The organism is Candidatus Methylomirabilis sp., from assembly GCF_028716865.1.
In the GTDB taxonomy this organism is placed as follows: domain Bacteria; phylum Methylomirabilota; class Methylomirabilia; order Methylomirabilales; family Methylomirabilaceae; genus Methylomirabilis.
In genome coordinates, this window is the sequence record NZ_JAQUOY010000002.1 from 60,115 (window position 1) to 85,760 (window position 25,646).

27 protein-coding genes are annotated in these 25,646 nt (G+C 61.8%); all 27 read left to right on the top strand.

The genetic code is table 11. The features are described from left to right. The first annotated feature begins 5 nt into the window (after positions 1–5). The 27 genes from flgB (at position 6) to PHV01_RS01535 (ending at position 25,606) form a co-directional block, all read left to right on the top strand. On the top strand, positions 6–368 hold the full coding sequence (gene flgB / locus PHV01_RS01405; RefSeq protein ID WP_337289359.1) for a flagellar basal body rod protein FlgB: 363 nt from the start codon (positions 6–8) through the stop codon (positions 366–368). Positions 369–380: 12 nt separating this feature from the next. Beyond that, on the top strand, positions 381–812 hold the full coding sequence (gene flgC / locus PHV01_RS01410) for a flagellar basal body rod protein FlgC (protein WP_337289360.1): 432 nt from the start codon (positions 381–383) through the stop codon (positions 810–812). A 72-nt stretch (positions 813–884) separates the two neighbouring features. Continuing rightward, on the top strand, positions 885–1,187 hold the full coding sequence (gene fliE / locus PHV01_RS01415; protein ID WP_337289361.1) for a flagellar hook-basal body complex protein FliE: 303 nt from the start codon (positions 885–887) through the stop codon (positions 1,185–1,187). A 45-nt stretch (positions 1,188–1,232) separates the two neighbouring features. Continuing rightward, on the top strand, positions 1,233–2,849 hold the full coding sequence (gene fliF / locus PHV01_RS01420; RefSeq protein WP_337289362.1) for a flagellar basal-body MS-ring/collar protein FliF: 1,617 nt from the start codon (positions 1,233–1,235) through the stop codon (positions 2,847–2,849). Then, on the top strand, positions 2,846–3,868 hold the full coding sequence (fliG, locus tag PHV01_RS01425) for a flagellar motor switch protein FliG (RefSeq protein ID WP_337289363.1): 1,023 nt from the start codon (positions 2,846–2,848) through the stop codon (positions 3,866–3,868). The genes fliF and fliG overlap by 4 nt, the downstream gene beginning before the upstream one ends. Beyond that, positions 3,861–4,550: a FliH/SctL family protein gene (locus PHV01_RS01430; RefSeq protein WP_337289364.1), complete on the top strand. Its 690-nt coding sequence runs from the start codon at positions 3,861–3,863 to the stop codon at positions 4,548–4,550. The genes fliG and PHV01_RS01430 overlap by 8 nt, the downstream gene beginning before the upstream one ends. Further along, positions 4,547–5,986, top strand: coding sequence for a FliI/YscN family ATPase (locus tag PHV01_RS01435; protein ID WP_337289365.1), 1,440 nt, complete (start codon positions 4,547–4,549; stop codon positions 5,984–5,986). Before PHV01_RS01430 ends, PHV01_RS01435 begins: the two co-directional genes overlap by 4 nt. Before the next feature lie 15 nt (positions 5,987–6,001). Beyond that, positions 6,002–6,466 (top strand): flagellar export protein FliJ, encoded by a 465-nt coding sequence (gene fliJ, locus PHV01_RS01440; RefSeq protein WP_337289366.1) that lies wholly within the window; start codon positions 6,002–6,004, stop codon positions 6,464–6,466. Further along, positions 6,463–7,260 carry a hypothetical protein gene (locus tag PHV01_RS01445; protein ID WP_337289367.1) on the top strand — a complete coding sequence of 266 codons (798 nt, stop codon included), beginning with the start codon at positions 6,463–6,465 and terminating at the stop codon, positions 7,258–7,260. The genes fliJ and PHV01_RS01445 overlap by 4 nt, the downstream gene beginning before the upstream one ends. Continuing rightward, positions 7,257–9,374: a flagellar hook-length control protein FliK gene (locus PHV01_RS01450; protein WP_337289368.1), complete on the top strand. Its 2,118-nt coding sequence runs from the start codon at positions 7,257–7,259 to the stop codon at positions 9,372–9,374. Before PHV01_RS01445 ends, PHV01_RS01450 begins: the two co-directional genes overlap by 4 nt. Before the next feature lie 19 nt (positions 9,375–9,393). Beyond that, positions 9,394–10,149, top strand: a complete 756-nt coding sequence (locus PHV01_RS01455) for a FlgD immunoglobulin-like domain containing protein (RefSeq protein WP_337289369.1) — start codon at positions 9,394–9,396, stop codon at positions 10,147–10,149. A 35-nt stretch (positions 10,150–10,184) separates the two neighbouring features. Beyond that, positions 10,185–10,883: a flagellar hook capping FlgD N-terminal domain-containing protein gene (locus PHV01_RS01460; RefSeq protein ID WP_337289370.1), complete on the top strand. Its 699-nt coding sequence runs from the start codon at positions 10,185–10,187 to the stop codon at positions 10,881–10,883. A 38-nt stretch (positions 10,884–10,921) separates the two neighbouring features. Beyond that, positions 10,922–12,154 (top strand): flagellar hook protein FlgE, encoded by a 1,233-nt coding sequence (locus PHV01_RS01465; RefSeq protein WP_337289371.1) that lies wholly within the window; start codon positions 10,922–10,924, stop codon positions 12,152–12,154. A gap of 44 nt (positions 12,155–12,198) precedes the next feature. Then, entirely contained in the window at positions 12,199–13,353 is a 1,155-nt protein-coding gene (locus PHV01_RS01470; protein ID WP_337289372.1) for a glycosyltransferase family 4 protein, read from the top strand. 41 nt (positions 13,354–13,394) lie between these two features. Next, positions 13,395–13,586 carry a flagellar FlbD family protein gene (locus PHV01_RS01475; protein ID WP_337289373.1) on the top strand — a complete coding sequence of 64 codons (192 nt, stop codon included), beginning with the start codon at positions 13,395–13,397 and terminating at the stop codon, positions 13,584–13,586. 24 nt (positions 13,587–13,610) lie between these two features. Next, a complete protein-coding gene (locus PHV01_RS01480) occupies positions 13,611–14,162 on the top strand; it encodes a flagellar basal body-associated FliL family protein (protein ID WP_337289374.1) in 552 nt (183 codons plus the stop codon). A 305-nt stretch (positions 14,163–14,467) separates the two neighbouring features. Then, positions 14,468–15,469: a flagellar motor switch protein FliM gene (gene fliM, locus PHV01_RS01485; protein WP_337289375.1), complete on the top strand. Its 1,002-nt coding sequence runs from the start codon at positions 14,468–14,470 to the stop codon at positions 15,467–15,469. Continuing rightward, a complete protein-coding gene (gene fliN, locus PHV01_RS01490) occupies positions 15,453–16,427 on the top strand; it encodes a flagellar motor switch protein FliN (RefSeq protein WP_337289376.1) in 975 nt (324 codons plus the stop codon). The genes fliM and fliN overlap by 17 nt, the downstream gene beginning before the upstream one ends. 45 nt (positions 16,428–16,472) lie before the next feature. After that, on the top strand, positions 16,473–17,072 hold the full coding sequence (gene fliO / locus PHV01_RS01495; RefSeq protein WP_337289377.1) for a flagellar biosynthetic protein FliO: 600 nt from the start codon (positions 16,473–16,475) through the stop codon (positions 17,070–17,072). Then, a complete protein-coding gene (gene fliP, locus PHV01_RS01500; protein ID WP_337289378.1) occupies positions 17,072–17,800 on the top strand; it encodes a flagellar type III secretion system pore protein FliP in 729 nt (242 codons plus the stop codon). The genes fliO and fliP overlap by 1 nt, the downstream gene beginning before the upstream one ends. Positions 17,801–17,840: 40 nt before the next feature. Further along, a complete protein-coding gene (gene fliQ, locus PHV01_RS01505; RefSeq protein WP_337289379.1) occupies positions 17,841–18,110 on the top strand; it encodes a flagellar biosynthesis protein FliQ in 270 nt (89 codons plus the stop codon). Between the two features lie 42 nt (positions 18,111–18,152). After that, entirely contained in the window at positions 18,153–18,986 is an 834-nt protein-coding gene (locus PHV01_RS01510; RefSeq protein ID WP_337289380.1) for a flagellar biosynthetic protein FliR, read from the top strand. Then, positions 18,973–20,049 carry a flagellar biosynthesis protein FlhB gene (flhB, locus tag PHV01_RS01515; protein ID WP_337289381.1) on the top strand — a complete coding sequence of 359 codons (1,077 nt, stop codon included), beginning with the start codon at positions 18,973–18,975 and terminating at the stop codon, positions 20,047–20,049. Before PHV01_RS01510 ends, flhB begins: the two co-directional genes overlap by 14 nt. Continuing rightward, complete coding sequence (gene flhA, locus PHV01_RS01520) at positions 20,046–22,139, top strand: flagellar biosynthesis protein FlhA (protein ID WP_337289382.1); 2,094 nt, start codon at positions 20,046–20,048, stop codon at positions 22,137–22,139. The genes flhB and flhA overlap by 4 nt, the downstream gene beginning before the upstream one ends. After that, positions 22,129–23,343 (top strand): flagellar biosynthesis protein FlhF, encoded by a 1,215-nt coding sequence (gene flhF, locus PHV01_RS01525; protein WP_337289383.1) that lies wholly within the window; start codon positions 22,129–22,131, stop codon positions 23,341–23,343. The genes flhA and flhF overlap by 11 nt, the downstream gene beginning before the upstream one ends. Then, positions 23,340–24,200, top strand: a complete 861-nt coding sequence (locus PHV01_RS01530; RefSeq protein WP_337289384.1) for a MinD/ParA family protein — start codon at positions 23,340–23,342, stop codon at positions 24,198–24,200. Before flhF ends, PHV01_RS01530 begins: the two co-directional genes overlap by 4 nt. Positions 24,201–24,238: 38 nt before the next feature. Next, positions 24,239–25,606, top strand: a complete 1,368-nt coding sequence (locus PHV01_RS01535) for a FliA/WhiG family RNA polymerase sigma factor (protein WP_337289385.1) — start codon at positions 24,239–24,241, stop codon at positions 25,604–25,606. Positions 25,607–25,646 lie beyond the last annotated feature (40 nt).

The following is a 25,646-nucleotide window of genomic DNA, read 5'->3' on the forward strand; positions in this document are numbered from 1 at the left end:
GACAGATGCAACTACTGTTCGATGAGACTTCAAGGCTGTTGGGCGAGATGATCCGGGCGGCGTCCTTACGGCACCAGGTCCTCTCCCGGAATATCGCGAATATCGATACGCCGGGCTATCGCCCGATGGAGGTGAACTTCGGCGAAGAGCTCAGGCTGGCGTCGGAGGCTGGCGACTCTCCTGCCTCCATCGTCAGGGCCACCGTGGTGGCTGATTCAGCCGCCGGCGCAGGGCGGTACGACGGCAACGGGGTCGATCTCGATCGCCAGATGGAGAAGATGGCGGAGAATGCGCTGTGGCACAATGCCATGATCCAGATCTTGAACTCACGAATGAATTTCCTACGGACCGCTGTACGGGGCGGGTAAGGAGGAAGCGATATGGGATCGATCTTCGCATCGATGGAAATCAGCGCGACGGCCTTGGCGGCCGAGCGACTCCGGATGAACCTCATCGCCGAGAACCTGGCCAATGCCGAAGTGACACACACCCCATCCGGTGGGCCATACCGCCGGAAGGGAGTTGTGCTTGGTGCGCGCGAGGCCTCCGCCTTCGAGGGGCTCTTGAATGCCGGCGCCACGCCTGGCGGCGTCGAGGTGCTGAAGATCGTCGAGAGTCAGACGCTTCCCAATCAGGTCTACAATCCGTCACACCCTGATGCCGATGCCAAGGGGTATGTCGCGATGCCCAATATCAACCCGGTGATGGAGATGGTGGATCTGGTCTCGGCGTCCCGCGCCTACGAAGCGAATGTTTCGGCGATCCAGATCGCGAAGAATATGGTGACGAAGACGCTGGAGATCGGGCGGTGAGAAGCAGCGATCAGCTATGAGCCCATCAGCTACCGCTGAAGGCTGATCACTGGTGGTTAAAGGAGTCAAAGGATGGCAAGCAATCCGATCCTGCCGGTAGGGCCGAGCCAGGGGTCGTTCGTCCCGCCTGGACCCAAAGCCGGCGTCGGTAGCGAAGGCTCGTTCGCCGGTCTCTTGCAGGAGGCTGTGGCTCAGACCAGCCAGTTGCAGCATGAGGCCGATGCCCTCGTAGAGCAGGTGGCCAAGGGACATTCCAGTGATCTCGCGACTACATTGATTACGATCGAGAAGGCCCATATCTCCTTTCAACTCATGCTCCAGGTCCGGAACAAGGTGGTTGAGGCGTACCAAGAGATCATGCGGATGCAGGTGTAGATGAGGAGGCGGGGGCGCGCGCACTGCCGTGCTACCTGACATCGGATGCCTGACGCTATCACAAAGATTGTCGAGTCGCTCAAGCAGGTATGGGCAGGGCTAGGCCTGCCCGGGCGGGCGCTGGTGGCGCTGGTGGGCGTCGGCGTTCTTGCCGCGCTTCTCTGGACCACCTTCTCTACCCACCGACCTGATATGGCCACCCTGTTCTCACAGTTGAATCCCTCCGACGCGGGCGCGATCGTCGAAGAGTTGAAAAGCGGCAAGGTGCCCTACCGGGTCGTTGATGGAGGGACCAGGATCCTGGTCCCGTCCGGCGTCGTTCACGAGACTCGGCTCCACTTGGCGACCCGCGGTTTGCCGCAAGGCGGAGGGGTGGGTTTTGAGATCTTTGATCGCACGACACTGGGGACGACCGATTTCGTCCAACGGCTGAACTATCAGCGCGCACTCCAAGGCGAGCTTGCTCGGACGATCGGACAGCTCAAGGAGGTGACGGCTGCCCGCGTCCATCTGGCCCTCCCCCAGCCTTCCGTCTTCACCGAGCAGGAAAAGCCCGCGACCGCCTCAATCGTCCTGAATCTTCGCCCCGGTGCGCGCCTGACGCCGGAGCAGGTCAGGGGGATCGTGCATCTGGTCTCGAGCTCGGTGGAGGGGCTTAATCCCGATCGAGTGACGGTAATCGATACGTCGGGGAAGTTGATTGCGAGACCGGCTGAGAACGGGCTCAGCCTGACCGGCAGCGGGCAGCTCGAGACGCAGGCGGGCGTCGAAGCCGAGTTGGAGCGCCGCGTCCGAACCATGCTTGACGAGATCCTCGGTCCGAATAAGGCTACGGTGCGAGTCGCCGCTCAGATGGACTTTACCAGTGTGGAGCGGACAGAGGAACGATTCGACCCACACGGCGTGATCAAGAGCGAACAGCGGACGACGGAGACCCAAAACAGCTCTTCGACGACGCCGGCAGCGGTGACAGGGGCCGCCTCGAACGTCCCCGGTGAGATCGCTGCGCAGCCCACGTCGGGTCAAAACACCGCCAAGTCGACCAAGGAAGCTGAGACCGTCCAGTATGATGTCAGCAAGGTCTTTGAGCGGAAGGTCTTCTCGCCGGGACAGTTGAAGCGGGTCTCAGTGGCGGTCATGGTGGACGGGCGAACCAAGGCTGTTGCGGACGGGAAGGGTGGCGAGCGGAAGGATTACGTTTCCAGGAAGCCTGAAGAGCTTGAAAAGATCAAGGTGGCCGTGAAAAACGCTGTCGGATTCAACGCGTCTCGGGGGGACGAGGTTGAGGTGGTGGAATTTCCCTTCGACACGTCGGCTATGGAAAAGGAACAGGCTCTTATGGAAGAGGCGGAGCGTAAAGCCTTCTGGTACTCATTGGCAACGCAGGCCCTGACGGCCATCGGTGTCCTCCTCGCCCTGCTCTTCGTCCTGCGTCCGCTGATCCGGGCGCTCAAGGGACGCCGTTCGCCCGCCATCGAGGCGCCGCAGGTGTTCTCGATGTCGCAGCCGAGTGCCACCGCCATCGGAGAATCACCTCAAGCTCCTGCCCTCGGTGCCGCCTCAGATGATCCGCTCAGGCAGGGGCTGATGGAACTGGCCCGTACCAGACCGAATGATGTGGCTCAACTCGTCCGGGCCTGGGTGGTGAAGAAGCCGCTATGACCACCTCCTTTGAGACACTGAGTGGCCCCCAGAAGGCCGCCGTGCTGCTGCTGACGCTCGGGGTCGAGTCCGCCGCCCAGATCTTTAAACAGCTCGAAGACGAGGAGATCGAGGCGATTACCAGCGAGATCACCCGAATGAAGAGTGTCTCCGCGAAGGCCTCGGCCGCGGTGATCGAGGAGTTCCAGCAGATGGCTCGCGCGCAGGAGTACATGTCCACCGGCGGGATCCGCTATGCGCAGGATGTCCTTGAAAAGGCCCTCGGCAAGAATAAGGCCTCGGTGATCATCGAGCGCCTCCAGGGCCTGAAGGGGGCCACCTTTTTCACCACCCTCAAGAAGGTAGACCCCCGGTTCCTGCTGGACTCGGTCCGGCAGGAGCACCCGCAAACCATCGCTGTTGTTCTCTCCCACCTGGATCCGAAGGCGTCGGCCAGCGTGCTGGGAGGCCTGCCGCAGGAGGTCAGAACGGATGTAGTCATGCGGATTGCCAACATGGACAAGACGAACCCCGAGGTGATTGGCGAGATCGAGCAGATTCTGGATCACCGTCTCTCCTCCGTGCTCAATCAGGAGGTCTCCATCAGCGGCGGGATCAAACAGGTGGCGGAGATCCTGAACTCCATGGACCGAAACAGCGAACGCGGTGTGTTTCAGGTCCTACAGGAGAGCGATCCCTCCATGGCGGACGAGATCCGTAAGCTGATGTTTACCTTCGATGATGTGGTGCTGGTGGATGACCGTGGCATCCAGCGCGTCCTCAAGGAGGTGGAGCAGAAGGAGTTGGCCCTTGCGATGAAGGCCGCCGGCCAGGAGGTAGCGGAGAAGATCTTCAAGAACATGTCGGAGCGGGCGGGCGCTCTGCTCAAGGAGGAGGTCGAGTATCTGGGGGCGGTCAAGCTCCGGGATGTGGAGTCGGCCCAGCAGAAGATTGTTGGGATCGTGCGCCGCCTCGAGGAGGCGGGCGAGATCATTGTCCAGGGGCGCGGTGGGGGTGCGGAGGAGGAGATCATTGTCTAAGATCGTCATGGCCGGAGAGGGTGGATGGGCGCCGGTCTCATTTGAAGAGTTGCCACAGGTGCCGCGCCAGGGAGCTCGAAGAGCGTCAGTGGTAGAGCGCTCCTCACTCGCATTGGGGCATGAATCGACCCGCGCGGCCGAGCGCGAGGCTGAGGCGATCTTGCTCACGGCTCGTGAGGTAGCGCAACAGATCGAACGAGAGGCCTACCGAGAGGGGCGCACGAAGGGTCAGCAAGAAGCGATGGCCGAGATGCGGCGTCGAATCGAGCCGCTGGAGGCGATGCTTCAGGAGACCTGCCGACAGGTTGAGTCTGCCCGCCAGACCGTCATCACGAATGCCGAAGGAGAGTTGATCGATCTCGCTATTGCGGTCGCGGAGCGGGTACTCCGGTCCGAGCTCGCGGCGCGTCCGGACGCGGCCGTCCCGATCGTCAGGGCCGCCTTGGAGGCTGCCGGGAGCCGGAAGGTCATGGCCGTCCGAGTCAACCCTAGCGACTACGAATTGCTGGCCGAGCATCGGGGGGAATTGCTGGGGTCGCTGGAGTCGGCCCGGCTTATCTCGGATCCCGCGATCGCGTCCGGGGGTTGCGTGGTAGAGGTCGAGAGCGGTCTCATTGACGCGCGCCTGGAGAGCCAGCTCCAGGAGGCGGCTCACCTGCTCGGGAGGGACCAGATCTCATGAGCGACGCTCGATTCGATTGGGGTCTTGAGCGTGCCCGCATGGCTAAGGCCGATCTCATTCGATCCCTTGGGAAGGTGACCAAGGTGGTCGGGCTGGTAGTGGAGGCGGTTGGGCAGGAGGCATTTATCGGTGAGTTGTGCCGCATTCGCTCGGCAGGGCGCTATGATGTCTGGGCGGAGGTGGTGGGTTTTCGCGCGGAGACCCTGCTTTTGATGCCGCTTGGTGAGATTCAGGGGATCCGCCCAGGGAGCGAGGTGGTAGCGGTCGGTCGTCCGTTCGAGGTCCCGGTGGGACACTCAATGTTGGGTCGGGTAATCAACGGGTTGGGCCGCCCCATCGACGCCAAGGCACCACTGGAGGTCGAGGCTCGTTGTTCCGTTCACCGTCATCCGCCTTCACCCATGACGCGCGCTCCTATCGCAGAGCCTCTGCCGACGGGGATCCGGGTGATCGATGGGTTGCTTACATGCGGCAAGGGACAGCGCGTAGGCATCTTCGCCGGCAGCGGCGTTGGGAAGAGCACCCTTCTTGGCATGATCGCTCGCTACACCGAGGCCGACGTCAATGTCATCGCCCTCGTGGGTGAGCGGGGACGTGAGGTCCGGGAGTTCATCACGAAGGAACTGGGGGAGGATGGACTGAAGCGCTCGGTCGTGGTGGTGGCTACCTCCAATGAGCCATCCCTGCTGCGCCGGCAGGCGGCGTATGTTGCGACGGCCATTGCCGAATATTTCCGGGATCAGGGGAAGCACGTGCTCCTGATGATGGATAGTCTTACGCGATTCGCGCTGGCTCAGCGGGAGATCGGCCTGTCGGTTGGAGAGCCCCCGACAACGCGAGGGTATCCGCCTTCGGCATTTGCCCTGTTGCCTGGGCTCCTGGAACGAGCTGGTACCGCCGATCATGGCGGGAGCATCACAGGACTCTATACGATTCTTGTCGAAGGGGACGACATGAACGAGCCGGTTGCCGATCATGCCCGGGCCATCCTGGATGGTCACATTGTTCTCACCAGGGAACTGGCCGAGCGGAATCACTACCCACCGGTCGATTTCCTCGGGAGCGTCAGTCGGTTGATGCCGGTTGTGGCGTCACGGGAGGTGAGAAGCGCGGCTGCCAGGCTCAAGGAGTTGCTCGCGGCCCATCGGCAGGCTCAGGACCTGATCAATATCGGGGCATACGTCTCCGGCAGTAGTTCGAAGGTGGATGAAGCCTTACGGCACATGGCGCAGATCGAGGGGTTCCTCCGGCAATCGCCCGACGAACGCGCGGACTTCCCCAGGACGGTGGAGCAGTTGTTGACCCTGTTTGCGCCGGAGGTCGTCGCTGAGGAGACGCCACGGCGTAAGCGGCCGGACCCCAGGTTGGAGGCGTCGTATCTGGCGGCTGCATCATTGGCTAAGACCGGATCTCCAGCGACCCAGGTGGTCGCATAGCAGAGGACGGGCAGGATGAAGCGATTTAGGTTTTCCCTTCAATCGGTTCTCGCCGTCAGGGAGGCGAAGGTGGATCAAGCGGAGGCCGAATTGGCAGAGCGGCAGCGGAGCTGCCGGGCGTTGCGCGAACGGCTGGCAAAGCTCAGAGAGGCCGAGGCGGAGGCGCTGGCTGAGTTGGCGGTGGGACAGAGCAACGCCCAATCCGGACTATCAACGTTGCCGGTCCGCCGCGCCTACCTGCTGGGCATCGGGGAGCGGATCAAGGCGCTTGAGGCGACGCTTGTCACGGAAACTGCGGAGGCGGTCAGGCTTCGGCAGGTATTGCTGGAGCGCTCCAAAGAAGAACAGGCCATCGCACACCTCAAGAAGCGGAAGATGAAAGCGTTTCACGGTGAGATCGCCAGAGAGCAACAGGCCGAGATCGATGAGGCAGCGGGCGGACGGTGGGCGACGCATAGCGTCAGAGGGTCTGTCTCATGAAGGGTCGGATCGTACAGTATGCCGGATACTTCGTGGCGATGCTGCTACTTTCCGCCTACCTCACCGGCGTCCTGCAGCATGGCATTCTCCCACGCTTCCGCCATCAGGAGGCTGTCTCTGAACATAATGAACAGTCAGCGATCAGCGATCAGCAGTCAGCTCCACAGGGGTCAGACCAGGCTCCGGCGACGGACCCCACGCCTGGAGGTCAGACTCCTTCCCCATCGCCGGAGGAGAAACCTTTGGTTCAGCCGGCGTCACAGAATCCTATGGTGAGCGTATCGAAGCCGTCAGAACAGACCGCTGTCTCGATGGGGCTGCCCTCACCGTCACCCCCAGGCGGTTCAGAGAAGCCTGTCCTAAACCGAGTTGAAGGATCGGCCGCCGCCGATCGGCAGGAGAAGCTGCTTGCAGAAAAGCGGGCGGAGTTGCTGCGGCTGGAGGAGCAGATCCGCAAGCGGAAGGAAGAGAACGCAGTCGAGGAGAAGTGGCTTGCAGAGCTGAAGGCCTCCGGCGCGAAGCTCGCAAAGGAGCGGAATGCCCGACGAGAAGCCGGGATCAAAAAGCTGGCCAAGCTATACGAGGGAATGGAACCAGAGGCTGCGGCGTCGATTTTGAGCAAGCTGGAGAAAAACATGGCGGTGGAAGTGCTCGCCTCGATGAAGGATCGACAGGCCTCGAGAGTGCTGACGGTGATGAACGGGCAAAAAGCAAGAGAACTGAGTGAGCGTCTCCAGGAGGCCAGATTGGACCAGACCGCCGGCCAGGGAAAGGCTGGTGAGGAGACGCCATGATACCGCTTGGGATCGCCGGTCAGGTTACATCTGGCGTGTTTCAAGATATTCCGGCGGAAACTGCTTCTTCGCAGGGGGTATCAGATTTCCTGTTGTTATTCGAGCAAGCAATGGGGATCAGTGCTGTAGCTCAGGCGGTCGATGGGACCGTTTCAGAAGATCTCATCGGCGTGAGCGACGCTGCTGAAGCCGTGACGACTCGGACAGTGGACCAGGGGTTATCCGGCGTCAGCGATGGAAAGGACCAGGCGGACCGCAGTATCGACCCCGCCTTGGCTATTCTCATTGCCGCACTCGGCCGGCCTCAGCAGGAAACGCAGGTCTTAGCCGTCCCCGGTCTCGACCGCGTCGTGGACCTCCCCACCTCGACCATAGTCGCAACGCCTCCAGTCGAGACCACTCTGCAGGTTGCCGCGCTGTCACCTTCGCTCTCTCCCCAGGGAGCGCGCCAGACGCCTGAGCCTGCCGACAATCTTCCGAGTACGTTATTCAGGGTGGAGCAGCCAACCGACTCACCGGCAGCCATCCCTGTCGAGATCGGGTCTCTTTTACGGATAGAAGCCGCCACCCAACAGGCTGAGGCTTCTGTCGTGACACTGCAGCCTCGGCCGTTGCCCTCAGGAACGCACGTGACGCTAGGGCCCGTCGACGCGGAGACCAGCGATCCTCGTACAGTGAGACAGCCGGTCACGCCGTTCAGAGGTGCTATGGAGGCCGTCCGGATCGAGCAGCCAGAAACCACTCCCAGCTCCGAGCCACGGGCTACCGTCGTACTGCCGCCTCCAGGAGCCAGCGTGACGCTAGGGCCCGTCGACGCGGAGACCAGCGATCCTCGTACAGTGAGACAGCCGGTCACGCCGTTCAGAGGTGCTATGGAGGCCATCCGGATCGAGCAGCCAGAAACCACTCCCAGCTCCGAGCCACGGGCTACCGTCGTACTGCCGCCTCCAGGAGCGCACGTGACGCAGGAGCCCACCGATGCCCCTTCAGATCAGCCGACCGACTCACCGACAACCATCCCCACCGAGATCGGGACGCGCCTACAGCCGGAAGAGGCTGCCATTACGGCTTCGCCCATCAAGTCGGATTCCCTCAAAGAGAACATCTCGACTCATGCGAAGCCGGACCTCCCGGAGGAGGGGGCAACGTCGAGTGTCATGCCGGGACGGGTGAACCTTTCGCCACCTCCTCGCATGACCTCAGCAACGGGGGTTCAAGACGGCACCAGCCGCTCGAATGGAGATCGGGTAATAGAACAGGTCGGCGGCCTGCCACCGATGGTGACCTCGCTAGAAGGCCATGCGAGGGCTGTAGTCGCGTCATCCGAGGAGACCGCAGGTCGCTCGTCTCTCCCTCAACACGCAGGAGCTCTGTTCTCGACGCCATCCGATTCATCGGAGGTAGTTGGGTCTGAGGTGTTCGAGGGTGAGAGATCTCCCGAACGGGTACAGATGGGACGGGCGACCAGCGACCGAGCGGCACTGCCGCAAGGATCGCCGAGGATCGAGGCCACACAAGACATGCAGCAGGACGGGTCGACCTCTGACCCGGAGGGTGGGAGTCATTCGTCTGGTCACTCGTCGTCTCCGCCTGGCGACGGGCGACAGATCGGCGCCGATTTCACGCTCGTCGCCGGGCCGAGGGTGGAGGGGCCTCGTGCAGGATCTGCCGCACCGCCCATGCATACCGGATCGCTCGTCGATCAGGTGGCTGAGCAGGTGGCTGAGGCGGCCAGAATGAGCCTGCGAAACGAGGGAGGCCAGGTGCATCTCCACCTTCATCCCAAAGCGCTCGGCGAGCTGCTGATCGATATCTCGTGGAAGGAGGGAGGGATCGTAGCAGCCATCAAGGCCCAAAGTCATATTGCGGGTGATCTGTTGGCGAGCGATCTGGGTCGCCTCAGGACCGCCCTCGACAAGCAGGGGATCCCCGTCTCCGGTCTGGGCGTCCAGGTCGGGTTGGACCTTCGCCATTGGAACTTTGAGGGGAACGGGTTTCGACCATCTCCCACCATTGAGTACGCGCGGGGGACAATCCCCTGGCGTGATCGAGGATCAGTACTGCCGAATGCTGTATCGATGAAAACGGATAGCTTGATCGATATCACTGTCTAGGAGAAAGGGGGGAGCGAAGATGATTCCCATCATTGCCGCAATGGGGATAAGCGTCCTCAGCACGCTGGCAGGGAAGGCCGTCACGGCGCTCATCGATCGGAACCTTGGTGGAAGTACGGCAGCCGATTCCGGAAAGAATTCATTCGATACGATTCTGGAGCGGAGCCAGGCCACGAAATCGGCGCGAGCGCACGCGAAGGGCCTCGACAGTCTCCCTCCCCAGGGGCTGGCGCCGACCTTTGCCGGCGGCCTTCCAAAGGATGCCTCCCTTGGTCTGCTGACGGCGCAGTTGACGAGAGAGCGATCGCTGGTCCCACTGACGGGCCTCCTCGCAACCCATCAGAGGCCGCTCAGCAACAGCGTGGCCGGGAACCAGATCGGTCGGAAGGTGTCGGCAAACGGCTCGCTTATCGACTTGCGCGGACCGGTCCCACCAACCCTTCAGTACCGCCTCCCCACCGCTGCCGCCTCGGTACAGGTCGAGGTGCGGGACCTCCAGGGAACAGTGATCAGGACGGTCCAACTCGGGCCGCAGTCCGGAGGCCTTCACCAACTTCCATTCGATGGGCGAGGGCTCGATTCCGGTCTCTACCTGTATAGGGTTATCGCCACCGATGCGGGAGGTCTGCCGATCAGTCGCGTCAGTACCGCTTCCGGGCGTGTCAATGAGGTGCGATTCGAAGGGGGTCAGGCGTTCCTGGTCGTAGGCGGCTCGCTCGTTCCGCTCATGGGCGTCTACGAGGCAAGCGGCGATCAGCCACAAGCGTTAAGCTGATAGCTGATAGTTCAAGAAGAAAGGAGGGATAATCGGTGGAGATAACCAACAGCCTCCCGAATACACAGAGCCCGCAGAGCGTAGGCGCCGCGACCAGCTCCCCGCTCGACAGAGGCCTTGGGAAGGATGCCTTCCTGAAGTTGCTGGTCGCCCAGTTACGCAATCAAGATCCGTTAAATCCGTTGAAGGGTGCCGACTTCATCGCGCAAACAGCCCAGTTCAGCTCACTGGAGCAGCTCCAGCAGATCAATACATCGCTTGCCAAGCTCTCGACTTCCTCCGCCGGAACCGACCGCGCGTCGCTGGATGCCGTCCTGGCCTCAAGCTATATCGGAAAAGTCGTTGCGGCGAACGGCGCCATCTTCGAGCAGACAGGGGCCGGCTCCGCTACGCTGCGTTATAGTCTGCCGAGTGATGCCGCGTCGGTCCAGATCCAGATCCAGGACCTTCAGGGCAATCCGGTGAGAACCCTGAGCCTCGGACCGCAGCCGCAAGGGCAAGGGCAGGTGGCCTTTGATGGGCTTGGCGACGATGGGCGTCCGCTGCCGTCAGGTCGCTACCGCTACAAGGTAACGGCGACTGATGCTGCCGGCGGGAGCATCGCGGGCGTAAACACCGTCTCCGGGCAGGTGACAAGCATCAGCTTCGAGGGGACCGAGCCGTTGCTTATGGTGAACGGAAGCCTGATCCCCTTGAACGCCGTCTCCCAGGTGTCACTCGCCTCACAGGGGTAAGTACATTGTCGGGAATCTTAACACAGGAGGGATAATCGATGAGCACATTCAGTACGGCTATCACCGGGTTAAAGGCCTATCAGACCGACTTGGGTGTCATCGGCAACAACATCGCGAACGCAAACACGACCGGCTATAAGGCAAGCCGGGCGCAATTTTCTGATCTGCTGGTTCAGACCCTCGAGGGGGCGTCGGCGCCGTCCGGGAACACCGGTGGGACCGATCCACTGCAGATCGGTGCGGGGGTCATCGTGGGCGGTGTCCAGAATATTCAGACGCAGGGGGCGATCGAGCCGACCGGTCGATCGTCCGACATCGCCATCCAGGGTGAGGGCTTCTACGTCCTGAGTAATGGGGAGAGCCAGATCTACACGCGGGTGGGTACCTTCGAGCTCGATGCCAACGGCAATCTGGTCGATTCCGGGACCGGCTTTAAGGTCCAGGGGATCAATGGTGACATCTCGATCCCGTTGGGGAGCAACGCCGCAGCGGGGACCACACAGGTCGAGCTGGCCGGCAACCTCGATGCGAATGCCGCGAATGATCCTGTGACGCCAACCGACGAATCCGCCCTTGATACGAGCTTTTTCATCATCGACTCCCTGGGAGGTAAGCACCAGGTAAACGTCACATTCTCGCTGCCGGGGTCGGCCAACACGGGTGTATGGAATTACGCGGTGACGAGTACGGATGGCACCTTCACCGGCGCCTCGGCGGGGACCGTTACCTTTGCCAGCGGCGGCAGTATTGATAGCTCCCTTACCACAGGACCCGCCTCCGCGGGAGGCATCTTTACCTTTGACCCCGGGAACGCGGCGGCCTCCGGCCAGCAGTTTAGCATCGACTTCGGTGAACTCACCGGATTTGCGGCCCTGTCGAACGTCTCCATGAAGCGGCAGGACGGCGTGCCGCCAGGCAGCCTCAGCTCCTTTAATGTCGGCAGTGACGGCAAGGTCAATGGGATCTTCAGCAATGGGCTGGTGAAGGAGGTCGACACGCTGAAGCTCGCCAGTTTCTCGAACCCATCCGGCCTGCTGCGACTCGCCAACGGACAGTTCGCGGAGACCCCGAACTCCGGTGTGGCACAATTCGGCGCTGCCGGCACCGGTGGGAGGGGGACGATTGTCGCAGGGGCCCTGGAGCAATCGAATGTTGACTTGGGGACCGAACTGGTCAATCTGATCATCGCCCAGCGAGGCTACGAAGCGAACGCCCAAGTGATCTCCATAGCCAATCAGATTCAACAGACGACTCTCAACCTGTTGCGGTAGTAGGGCGAAACGCAGGGTATAGGGTGTAGGGTATAGGGTGTCGTATGCCGCTGGTCACTGTTAGACGAGAAGTCCCGCCGGGGAGCCTCAGGGTCCTGTACCTGCTGGCCGATCAGACGGGGTGCGGGTGGTATCGGTGCCTCATGCCTGGGATCTACCTGCGCAACCTCTACGGGGTCGATGCGAGGGCCGCCACCTCCTTGAGCGATGCGGTGAGGGCCTTCGCGTGGGACGCCGATATCCTGGTATTTCAGCGGCAGCTCTCTGACAGTACGCTGGACTTCCTACATGAGCAGAAGGCGATGGGCAAGAAGATCGTCTATGAGCTCGACGATGACTTCTGGCACCTTCCGGTCAAGAACCCGGCCTACCGGTATTATCAGGCCGATGGATTGGCGAGGCTTGCCAGATTTATCCGGGAGGCCGACGTGGTAACGGTCTCCACGGAACCGCTCCGACAAGTCGTCGGGGCGATGCATGACCGTGTCGTCGTACTCCCGAACGCGGTCGATCCCGATCTCGCTGAGACGATCGCCGCATCACGTCGGCGAGACCAGGCCCGCACTACTGCGATGGTGAGGATCGGCTGGTCGGGATCGAATTTCCACGAGGGTGATCTCGACTGCGCGATCGACGCTCTCATCATGATGGCCAAGCGTCCCGATGTGCAATTGGTCTTTGCCGGATGGGTACCGGAGCGGGTCAGGCGTGAGGTCCCCGCAGGCCGGCTCGAGACGCATCCGTTCGTTCCCACCAACAACTACTACCATGGCTTAGCGGCCCTCCGGCTGGATATCGGTGTGGCGCCGCTCCGCGAGAATCGTTTCAATGAGGCAAAGAGCAACCTGAAATATCTCGAATACAGCATGTTCGGGGTGCCAACCGTGGCTTCTCCCATCTATCCATACGCCACCACCATCACCGATGGAGAGGACGGCGTCCTGGTCAAAAAGAATCGGTACCAAGAATGGCTGAGACAGTTGACGAGACTGGTGGAGGACAGAGCGGAGCGAGAGCGGCTGGCGCGCAACGCCTCTGCGACGGTCAGGGAGAGATTCCATCTCAAGACCTCCGTCCGAGGGTGGTTGGATCTTTACAGTAGTCTTCAGCGCGGATCGGTTAGCACGGCGTTCCTCACGCCTCGAGTGGCGGCGTCCATGAGCCACTCTTCTCAAGGCGCTCGATTAGCCGCGGTCTGATGAGGGTTGAGCGGTTATGGATGAGGGATCGACACCTAGCAATGGTCAAGCTGAGCAGAATTAATGGCGCAGAGGTAACGGTGAATGCCGAACTGATCGAAACCATTGAGGCGACCCCTGATACGATCGTCTCGCTGACCACCGGGAAAAAACTCATGGTTGTGGAAAGCGTCGACCATGTCATCGAGAAGGTCATGGCCTATCGGCGTGCACTCGCAACGCCCCTTCGTTGATGCGGAGGACGGGAGAAGCAAAAAGTGGCTCAAGACGCGGAAATTGATATTCCAGAGATTGGAAAGCCGGAATCGTCCGGCGGGGAGGAAAAGAAAGCCTCGGCCGCAGGCGGCGGGAAGCTCAAGGCTATCGCCATTCAGGCAGGGATCTTCATGGCGCTGACCGGTGCCGCCTTCGGCGTCAACCTGTATGTGTTAAAGCCGATGCTGGTCGTGAGCGGGAAGGAACAGGCGAAGGAGCCGCCCGCCAAGCCCAAGACGGAGCGTCATGCGGGCAAGATCCTCCTCCTTGATCCCGCCATTGTCAACATCGCCGGGACGAATGGACGTCGCTATCTGAAAGTCACCGTCCAGATCGAGATCCCGGAAGAAGAGAAGCTGGTCAAAGAGGTCGAAGCGCGCAAACCCCTCCTCAGCGATCGACTGATCCAGATACTCGCCCGCAAGCCGTTAGAAGAGGTGACGAGCGCGGGAAGTCTGGAGATCCTGAAACGACAGATCGCGGATCAGTTCGGCAAGGAGCTGGGGGCCGATCGGCTGCAAGATGTCTACCTCACCGAGTTCGTGATCCAGTAGGGACTGTTTCCTCCTCGCAATACGTATTTCGCATCCCACGCTCTCTCGCCTCACTCGCCGGCGCGGCCAATTTCTTTCCATCCGGTCAAATTTCATCACCTCTGCTATCTCGTTGCCGGCGCGTGGTTCCAGGCGCCGGCGCTATTTAGGTGGTGAGGTATTGGTCGGAGCGCGAGGTGAGAGAAGGCGCCGTTCCTCATCGGCCTGTCGAAAATCGCCCCATCTGCCATGAAATCGTTCCGTCGGTTCTGGCATCACACTTGCTACACATCTAATTCGTCTATTCATGATGAGGATGACTATCGATGAATGAGATCCTGAGCCAAGAAGAAATCGATTCGTTGTTGTTAGCCGCGGCAAAGAGCGCTCCTCCGCCGGCCGCCTCGCCCTCCCAGATCAAACGTCAATACATCCGATACGATTTTCGCCGGCCCAATCGGATCTCCAAGGAGCAACTCCAGGCTCTTCAGATGCTTCACGACCGCTTCACGAAACAAATGGGGGTTTCTCTCACCCCTCTCTTGAGGACGTTTGTTGAAATCCGGCCTACCCTGGTGGAACAGATGACCTACGCGGAATATATCGCATCGGTTACCTATCCTGCCTGCCTGGGCATCTTCGGAATGACGCCACTGAAGGGTGGGGCCGTCGTCGAGTTCCAGCCGCGCCTGATCTTTTATATTATCGATCGGATCCTCGGGGGCGCCGGACGTTCGCCCAATGTGGCGCGGGAATTCACCGAGATCGAGCGAGCGCTGGTCTCGAAGCTGCTCAAGCGCATCCTGGAGGACCTCCGGAGCGCCTGGACCCGCGTCAGCCCATTCCAGTTCGATCTGCTGAACCTGGAGGTCAACCCGGGCTTCCTCCAGCTCACGGCGCCGACCGACATGGTGATCTTCATCGGCTTCGACGTGAAGATTGGCGAGGTCGAAGGGACGATGAACCTCTGTTTCCCCTTCTCCACGCTGGAGCCAGTCATCCCGAATCTCTCGCTGAGACGATGGATCGCCGGGCACCGAGAGGAAGAGGATCAGAGTGGGTCTACTGAGATCACCCAGGCCATGCCGGCCATCGGTCTCAAAGTTCGGGCATTGCTCGGGTCGATCCCCCTGAGCATCCATGAACTGAGTGCTCTCAAGCCGGGCGACATCATGCGCCTGGAGGTAGGATCTCATTCGCTCGGCGTGCTTGAAGTAGAGGGGGTGCCGAAATACGTAGTAAAGATCGGTATGTCGCACAGGAAGAGGGCTGTGCAGATTGTGGCGGACCTATCAGAGGGGGGGTCGATTCATGCCGCACACCACTGATCAGCGAGACTACGTGGCGTCTCCATCCGAAATGGGGAGAGTGTCTACGGCATTGGAGCAGCAGGGGGGGTTGCTCTTCGAGGCGGTCTCTAAGGTCTGCTCGGCGCTCTGCGGCCAGACAGTGCGGCTCACGCTCGATCGGATCGTCCAGGGATCGCCCTCGACGTTGCCCTCTCTTTTGCCTGGACCATGGGTCGGCATGGCGATGCAAGCCACCCAGGGTCTCTCCGGTACGCAGCTCTTAGTCTGGAAGGAGGCCGACGCTGTAGCCATCGCGCAACTCATCCTGGGAGAGCAGCCGGTGTTGCGGCCTGGAGTATCTCCCGATCAGCTCGACGCGCTCTCGGAAACCGCGAACCAGATCAGCGGCGCCATCGGCACCGCCATGCGGGCTGCGTGGGGGAAACCGGTAGGCTTCGGAGAGGGGATCGTGTCGGCGCTGGCCGACGCAGAGGCATGCCGCGCGATGTTTCGCGAGGAGGCGCCGGCCCCGTTTCTCTGTGTGGCCAATGTGATGCGTGAAGGGGCGACGCCAAGCCAGGTGGCGCTGGTCGTCTGCCCCTCTCTGCTCGCGGGATTGGAAAAATCCCAGCCCGACAACAACGCTTCGGTTGCGAAGGAGGATACAGTGTCTGCAACATCTGCCTCAGTTCACGTGCCGTTCGTTCCCCTGACCGGAGGGGAACGGACCGGCTCCAGCAACGGCATCGACATGCTGCTCGATGTGAATCTTCAGGTGAGCGTAGAACTCGGCCGGACCAGGCTTCAGATTCGAGACATTCTCCAGCTCGGTCCGGGATCGATCGTGGAACTGGATAAACAGGCCGGTGAAGCGGTGGACATCCTTGTGAACGATAAGCCGATCGCCAAGGGTGAGGTGATCATCATCGACGAGAATTTTGGGGTGAGGCTCACCAGCATTACGAGTGTGGCCGATCGGATCAAGAACCTGCGGTAAAAAGGGACAGGGTCCAACATGGGTTCTCACGGAAGGGAGCGGACGATGCTCAAGGCAGGTCTATGGGCGGCGACAGTGCTCTGGCTCATTGCGGTGACGCCATGCGGCGGGAGCGCCGAGCCCACGCAGGGGGTGGGAGTGACCGAGCCGGCGCCGGCCTCCTCCTCACAGCAGCTCGATCTGTCGAGCTATAGCGATCCTCAAAGCCCGCTGCCGGGCGCCGGCATCACCTCGCAAATCTTTACGGCGCTCGGGGCCGTGCTGGGTCTGATGGCCCTTGGGGTCTACCTGTATAAACGGGTCACGCTGCGTGGGCCGCGCGGCGCCCACCAGAACGGGACCATCCGGGTCCTGAGCCGAACCTATCTAGGCCCGAAGGAGTCGCTCTGCCTCGTGCAGGTGGGGAACGACGTCTTACTCCTTGGCCAAACCAGCTCGGGGATCACACTGCTCCATACGCTGGAGCCGATTACTGCTGCTACCGCCTCGGGTACGAGGGATGGTGAGGAGGCGATCGGCTCGCTGGGACAGCCCGAGCATCGCCGGCCGTCCGGATTTGCGCGGGAGCGTTCAACGGCGTTGGCCGGACTCGAGAGCCGCCTGAGGCGGCTGAACAAGCTCTGGGGAACGGAGGTCTCGGACTAATGGGGATCGGACTGCTTGTCGCGTCGCCGCTGCTTGCCGCAGGGCCCTCGTTTGTTCCCCTCCCGCAGCTTCCATTGGTCTCGGGTATCGCGGGGGGCGCCGAGCCTACTACGGCCGTACAGATCGTCATCCTGCTGACCCTGCTGGCCATGGCGCCTGCGCTGGTCATCATGCTGACCTCCTTCTCCAGGATCATTATCGTCCTCTCCTTCCTGCGGACGGCCATGGGAACCCAGCAGATGCCGCCCAACCAGGTTCTGGTCGGGTTGACGCTGTTTCTCACCTTTTTCGTCATGGCGCCGGTGGGTGGACAGATCAACCGGGAGGCCCTCCAGCCATACCTCAGCCGGCAGCTTTCCCAGGAGACGGCCCTCGAGCGAGCGCTGCAGCCGCTTCGAGAGTTCATGTTCAAGCAGACGCGTGAGCGGGACCTGGCCCTTATGGTCCACTTGGCGCGGATGGAGCGCCCGAAGGACCGTGCGGCAGTCCCGACGCACGTCTTGGTTCCGGCCTATGCCATCAGCGAGCTTCGGACCGCCTTCCAGATTGGGTTCGTCCTGTTTATTCCGTTCCTGGTCATCGACATGGTCGTCTCAAGCGTCCTTATCTCGATGGGGATGCTGTTCCTGCCCCCGCCGGTTATTTCGTTTCCATTCAAACTCCTGCTGTTTGTCCTCGCCGATGGGTGGCACCTGGTGGTGCGCTCGCTGGTGATGGGATTTCAGTGAGGCGGCAAGTGAGGAGCATTCACCGCACACGGAGGATCGGATGAATACGCAGGTGGTACTCGATCTGGGCTCTCAGGCCCTTCAGCTCATCCTACTCCTGTCGGCGCCCATCCTCGTTGCCGGTCTTGTCGTGGGGCTGCTGGTGAGCGTTCTGCAGGCCGTCACCTCGATCCAGGAGGCGACGCTCGCCTTTGTCCCGAAGATCGTGGTGGTCTTCGTGGCCCTGATTATCTTTTTACCCTGGATGATAAAGACGATGCTTTCGTTTACCACGTCGCTGCTCATCAATCTGCCGCTGTATGGGCGATAGGAAACCCATGGATTGGGCTCAGCGGTGCGTGGCCTCAGGAGCATGACCGTGGATTCGGTGCTGTTGTCCACCTGGAATCTGCCGTTGTTTCTGCTGATCCTCTTTCGCCTTGGAGGGCTTCTGCTCTCAGCGCCGATCTTTGGGGGTAGCCATCTCCCCATCCCCTTCAAGGTCGGCATAGCTCTCACCCTCGCCCTGAGCCTCTACCCATTGCTCCGGACGAGCGCGCTCCCCGGGCACCTGTCTCCACACGTCTCCAGCGGGCAGGGGATAGAGCCGTTTTCGCTGTTCCTGAGCATCGTGGGGGAGGTGACGGTGGGGGTGGTGATCGGGCTCGCAGCGCGCTTCCTATTCGTGGGGGTCAGCCTCGCGGGGGAACTGAGCGGGATACAGATGGGCCTCGGCATCGCGAACGTCGTCGATCCGCAGTTCCCGCAGCATGCCTCTGTGGTGGCGCAGTTCATGGAGATCATCACCGTTCTCACCTTCCTGATGCTCCAGGGGCACCATGCCCTCCTGGAGGCCATCTGGGCGAGCTTCGAGTCGATCCCCCCCGGGACGTTCTCCGGGGCGGCGGCCGCGGGGGCCGCCTCGGTCTTGGTCTCGCTCTTCGGCAAAAGCCTGGTCCTGGCCGTCAAACTTTCTTCACCGATCATGGTGGCCGTGCTCCTGACGAACGTTGCCATCGGCCTGTTGGCGCGGGTGGTGCCGCAATTGAATTTCTTCGCCTTTGGCCTCTCCTTCACCCTCGTCGTCGGCCTCATGGCCTTGCTCGTTTCTCTACCGCTGCTCACGCACCTGATCGAGGTGAGCACCGGCCAGGTCCGTCTGGAACTGTTCACACTGTTGCGGAGTCTCTCCCATGCCGTCAGGTGATGCCACGGAACGGACCGAATCGGCGACGAGTAAACGGCGCCAGGAGGCGAGGCAGCGGGGCCAGGTTGCCCGCAGCCAGGAGGTGAACTCAGCCCTTCTGTTGCTCAGCGGCACCCTGGTCTTCTATCTGCTCGGCGGCCCGTTGCTCAGCGGCCTGGTGGAGCTTATGCGTCTTCATCTCGGGCATCTCGGCGGGGAGTTTACACCCACACAGGTCCATCGCGTTATCCTTGCTACGTCGCTTCGCACGGGGATGATGCTTGCGCCCTTCATGGGCGCGCTGGTCCTGGTCGCGTACGTGTCGAACGTTGCGCAGGTCGGCTTTATGACGAATTCGACGGCCTTGTCGTTCAAGTGGGAACGGTTGAACCCGGCGACAGGCATGAAGCGACTCTTCGCGCCGGGGCGGATGCTCACGGAAACAGTCAAGTCTCTTCTCAAGTTCGCCCTTGTCGGCTTCCTCGTTTATCGGACGATCAGCGCCCACCTGTCGGAGATCCCTCTGCTTGTGGATATGACGCCGATCCAGACGATGACCTGGGTCGGGCAGCTCTGCTTTCAGCTTGCGCTCCGGGTCAGTCTGGCTTTTCTCACGTTGGCCGCCCTGGACTATGGCTACCAGCGATGGCAGTTCGAAAAATCCCTCAGAATGACGCGGGGAGAGGTGAAGGATGAGATGAAACAGGCTGAGGGCGACCCCGCCATCAAGGGGCGGATCAAGAGTATGGCGCGACAGGCGGCCATGCACCGGATGATGGCGGACGTCCCAAAGGCGGATGTGGTAGTGATCAACCCGATCCACTTCGCCGTCGCGATGCGGTACGATTCGACTTCGATGGAGGCCCCGACCGTGGTGGCGAAGGGCGCCAGGCTGGTAGCCGAACGGATTGTGGCGACGGCCAAGGCCCACGGGGTCCCGATCGTTGAGGATGTCCCATTGGCCCGCGCGCTCTATAAGGGCGTGTCGATCGGCCAGCAAATCCCGATTCACCTGTACAAGGTGGTGGCGGAGATCCTGGCCTACGTCTATCAGATGAGCGGGACGCGAAAGGCGGCTCAATGAATAAGGTGCAGGCTGCGCGTCCTTCACCGCTCTTGCAGGGCGATGTTGTGGTGGCCCTGGCCAGCATCGGCGTTCTCTTGGCGATGCTGGTCCCGATTCCCCCGCTTCTCCTCGACCTCTTGCTCGCTCTCAATATTACGCTCGCGCTGCTGATCTTCGTCATCTCGCTGTACATCCTCCGCCCCCTTGACCTATCGGTCTTTCCGTCGCTCCTGCTGGTTCTGACGCTGTTCCGACTTTCGTTGAATGTCGCCTCAACGCGCCTCGTCTTACTGCACGGCAGCGAAGGCCCAAGCGCCGCAGGCCGCATCATCAATGCCTTCGGGAGCTTCGTGGTGGGCGGCAGCTACATCGTGGGGGCCGTCGTATTCGCCATCCTGGCGGTGATTCAGTTTATGGTAATCACAAAGGGCGCGGGGCGGATCGCTGAGGTGGCCGCTCGCTTCACCCTCGACGCCATGCCGGGGAAGCAGTTGTCGATCGACGCCGAGCTGAATGCCGGCTTGGTCAGCGAGCCGGAGGCCAGAGCTCGCAGATTGGAGATCTCGCGGGAGGCCGACTTCTATGGGGCCATGGACGGCGCCAGTAAGTTCGTCCGAGGGGATGCGATCGCCAGCATAATCATCATTACCATCAACATTCTGGGGGGCCTCGCCATCGGCATCCTGCAGAATGGGATGGATCTGATGGGGGCGCTACAGACCTACACGCTGCTCACCGTTGGTGACGGCCTAGTGACGCAGATTCCTGCTCTGGCTATCTCTACCGCTGCGGGCATCGTCATGACGCGTGCCGCATCGGAGGTAGAGCTCAGTTCTACGCTGGGCCGTCAGATGCTTTTCTACCCGAAACCGCTCGGTATTACGGCGGGCGTGCTCTTGTTCGTTGGCTTGATTCCTGGGATGCCGTTCTTTCCGTTCTTCGCGGTAGCGGCCCTCATGGGCACAATGGCCTATTCCAGGGTGAAGGCACCGCCGTCGGCGCCTGGGCGGAGAGCCGGGGAGGGCGGAGAGGAGGCCCCTGCTGCGGCCTCAGGTCCAGAAAAGGTGGAGCAGCTCTTACCGCTGGACTTGCTGACGCTGGAGGTGGGGTACGGGTTGATTCCGTTGGTAGATGCGAGCCAGGGAGGGGACCTTCTGGACCGGGTCAAACTGATCCGACGCCAATTCGCCCTCGACATGGGGTTCGTCGTCCCGCCCATCAGGATCCGGGACAATCTCTCGCTTCGGCCTAACGGCTACAGCGTCAAGATGAAAGGATTGGAGGTTGCCCAGGGGGAGGTCATGGTCGGACATTTCCTCGCGATGGATCCTGGAACGGCCCAGGAGCCTGTGGAGGGGCTCGAGACGCGGGAGCCGACCTTCGGTCTACCGGCTAGGTGGATCAGCACCGCGCTCAAGGAGCGCGCTCAGATCCTTGGGTACACGGTCGTCGACCCCTCGTCGGTTGTGGCTACCCATCTGTCGGAGGTGATCCGGCAGGAGGCCCGAGAACTGCTGGGTCGACAGGAGGTGCAGGCGCTTCTGGATCACCTGAAGCAGAGCCATCCGGCCCTGGTGGATGGCGTCATCCCCGCCCAACTCTCGCTGGGCGCGGTGCAGCGGGTCTTGCAAGGACTACTGACGGAGGGGGCCTCGATCCGGGACCTTCCGACGATTATTGAGGCGCTCGCCGATTACGCTCCATTCACGAAAGACCCGATCCTGCTGACCGAGCATGCGCGGCAGGCCCTGGCAAAATCAATCTGCCGATCGCTCGTCGCGCCTGACGGAACCTTGGCGGTACTCACGCTCGGGCCATCCATGGAACAGACAATGTCCGAGGCGGTCATCCAGAATGAGCAGGAGAGCTATCTGGCCTTGGAGCCAAGGCTTGCGCAGAAGGTCGTCGAGGCGATTGCTCAGGGGGTGGAGCGGTGCCTCCCGCTCCAGGGACAGCCGGTCTTCCTCTGCACCGCCGCGGTTCGCCCGCATCTGCGGCGTCTGATCGAACGGTATCTGCCTCAGGTGGTGGTGTTGTCATATAACGAGATCGGACCTCGCGTCTCGGTTAAGGTCTTGAGGACGGTGGAGCTCAGCGATGCATCTTAAGCGATTCCGCGCAGCCACGATGGACGAGGCCCTGCGACAGGTCCGAGAGGAGTTGGGCCCAGAGGCCGTGATCCTCCATACCAAGAGCATTCCGCGGGACGGGCTGACGCCGTTCGGCAAGTATCAGACTGTGGAGGTGGTCGCCGCCCTCGACGACGATCCGCCAGGCCAAGGGCCAAGGGCCAAGGGCCAAGGGCGAGGCGCGAGGTACGCCCCCCCATCCATCCCTCCCACGCACCCGGAGGGTACCCGGGGGGAGGGGCAGGGAGGGGGTGCGAAGGGCGTAGGGCCCATGCCCACTGGAGGCGCCCTGGAGCCTGCCACGCTGCATAGGGAGATCGCCCAGCTCAAGGCGATGGTGTCCGGTCTGCTCGGACGGGGGCACCTGCCACCTGATCTGCCCGACGCGCTCGGTCAGATATACTGGTCGCTACTGGCCCAGGAGGTGGATGAGGGCGTAGCCCGTCGATGGATCGTCTGTGTGCGGGACAAGCTGCGAGCCCAGGCGTCAGCCGCCACGACATCATCGTCAGCCTCGCTCGCAGAGGTCCTGGCCCAGGAGATCATGCGGGCATGGACCCCACGGATGGGCAATGGGCAGCGGCGGGTAGTGGCGCTTGTCGGGCCGACGGGCGTCGGCAAGACTACTACCATCGCTAAACTGGCGGCGGGATGCCACTTCCGTGAGGGAAAAAAGGTCTCACTGATTACGACCGATACCTATCGGATCGCCGGAGCCCAGCAACTCAAGAACTATGCCGACCTGATCGGACTGCCCTATTGCGTGGCGCCGCTTCCGGATGACCTTTCCCGGGCGCTTGCGGCGGAGCGGGACGCCGATGTGGTCTTCGTCGATACCGTCGGGAGGAGCGCGCGGCGGCAGGACCAACTGGAGGAACTGGCGGCCTACGTCCGTGGGTACGACGGCTGCGAGGTGCACCTGGTCTTGAGCGCCACCACGAAACGGGCCGATCTCTTACAGGCCATCGAGGGGTACAGGCCCCTCAGTTTCAGCTCCATTATTGCGACCAAGATCGACGAAACATCTACCGTAGGGCCGGTACTCGAGGCTGCGCTGGTAGCGGCCACCCCCATTTCCTATCTCACGACGGGGCAGGAGGTGCCGGACGACATCGAGGAGGCCAACCCGTTACGGCTGGCGTGGCGTCTCGTCGGGGCGCCGGAGGGCGGAAGGGAGGGATGAGGCAGGTGCAGGATCAGGCGTCGAAGCTTCGCCACGCAGCGGCCACAACCACGAACGGATTCCGGACGATTGCGATTACGAGCGGAAAGGGGGGTGTGGGGAAGACATCCTTGGCTGTGAATCTCGGCCTGTTGATGGCGGGAAATGGTCAGCGGGTGGCCCTTCTCGATGGCGATATGGGCCTTGCGAACGTTGATGTGCTGCTGGGGATGACGCCGAAGTTTACGCTCCGCCATGTCGTCGAGGGACAAAAGGAGCTCACCGAGATCATGCTCCGTGGGCCGAATGGCCTGTATGTGATCCCGGCGAGCCGGGGGGTCGAGGCGATGGCCCACCTCCCTGTGGCAGGGCGGGCCAGGCTTCTTGGGCGGCTCGAACAACTGGAGGGATTGATCGATATCCTCCTGATCGACACCGCGGCGGGGATCTCGCCCAACGTCCTCAGCCTGATCCTGGCGGCCGACGAGGCGATCGTCGTGACCGTCCCAGAACCTACCGCCATCACCGATGCGTACGCGATCATCAAGGTCCTGTCGCGCCATCGCGCCGATCTGCGCGCGGGTATCCTGATGAATATGGTGGAGGGAGTCTCCCAGGCCGAGGAGGTATTTGATCAGTTGCGGCGGATCATCCGGCACTTTCTCAAGCTGGAGGTCCGATTCACGGGCCATGTCCTTCGAGACGAATGCGTCGGACGAGCGGTCTGTGAGCAGAAGCCGTTCTCGGTCTGCTTCCCCTACGCGAGAGCCTCACGCTCGCTGCACGAGCTGGCTAAGTCGCTCGCAGCGCCGAGTCAGTTCGCGCCACACCCGGAACCCTTTTGGGGTCGGATGATTCACTTGGCGGCGCAGTTGTGAGGCGTCCTCTGCGCCCCACCGAAAGAGTGGACGGATCAATGGAGATTACGCGGGAACACTGGAGAGAATACCGGCGTACGAAAGATCCCCGGCTGAGAGATCTGCTGGTTACGGCGAACATCTCCCTTGTGCGTCAGGTCGCCGGGCGGCTGTCACTGCAACTACCGTCGTGTGTTGAGGTTGGCGAGCTGGAGAGCGCCGGCGCGATCGGTCTCTTGAGTGCCGTCGAGCATTATGACCCGGAACAGCCGGCGGAGTTTGCCACCTATGCCCAGCACCGAATCCGTGGGGCCATCCTGGACGATCTCCGGTCACAGGATTTTGCTCCCCGCTCACTTCGGATGAAGGCACGGGAAATTGAACAGACGCTGTCTCAATTGGAGGCCACCCTTGGACGAGAGCCGACAGATAGTGAGGTGGCGAGCGCGCTCGGAATTGAGCGGGACGCCTACTGGCGGCAACTCGGCGAGATCCGGGGCATGGTCCTGGTGTCTCTCGATGAACCGGGCACAGAGGCGGACGGATCAGAGTCCAATCGACTCATGCGGGAACTCCCGGACCCGACGCCTCGAGATCCCTTCATTGCGGCAGCCTCCAAGGAGCGGGTGCGGCTCCTGGGCGAGATCATTGAGGGGCTACCGACTCAGGAGCGGATGGTTCTGACCCTGTACTATGTTGAGGAACTGACCATGAAAGAGATCGGACGGGTACTCGAGGTGTCGGAATCGCGCGTCTCACAGATCCACACCTCCGCTATTCTCCGGATGCGGGCCAGGCTCCTTCGGGTCAAGCTCAAGCGGGATGACCTGATCACGGAGGAGAGCGCGGCCTTCACCCTGCGAGAGTTGGTGCTGGCCATCTTCTTGAGCCTGGGTTTACTGGTTGGAGGATGCGCGGCGCCGGCCGGCAGACCACCGCTCCAACCGGTCGTCATTCCCCGAGAGGGTCGGACCGTTGTCGTGCCGGCGCTGGCGCCCATGGAGGATCGTCCGTTGGTCGAGGCGGTTGCCAGACTGTTTGTCCTCGAGCTCTCACACTCCGGAATTGACGTCCGAGGACCGGACTGGTTGCGGGAGGAGGCTCGCGCCCGTGGATGGGATACGTCCCTTTCGTCCATCGGGGAAGGGGTATTCCTCCGGGATGGAGACGCGAAATCCCCGGTACTCGATTGGGACGCCTTGGGGGTGAGGCGGGCCCTAGTCGTCAATCTGTATGGCGTTGATCAGCATTGGGAGGGAACGACCAGGGTGACGAGAGTCGGGGTGGAGGCCAGGCTCATCGCCCTGCCGTCCGGAGTTCTGCTGTGGGCCGGGAAGATCGCGCCGGGAAGCGCGGGGACGGCCGGATGGTCGTTCGAGCACGCGACCCGTATCGCGGTGCGGAGGCTGGCCGAGAGTCTACGGTGACCTGTCTGCGTGTAACGCCCAGGCAGGGACGGGGTAGGTG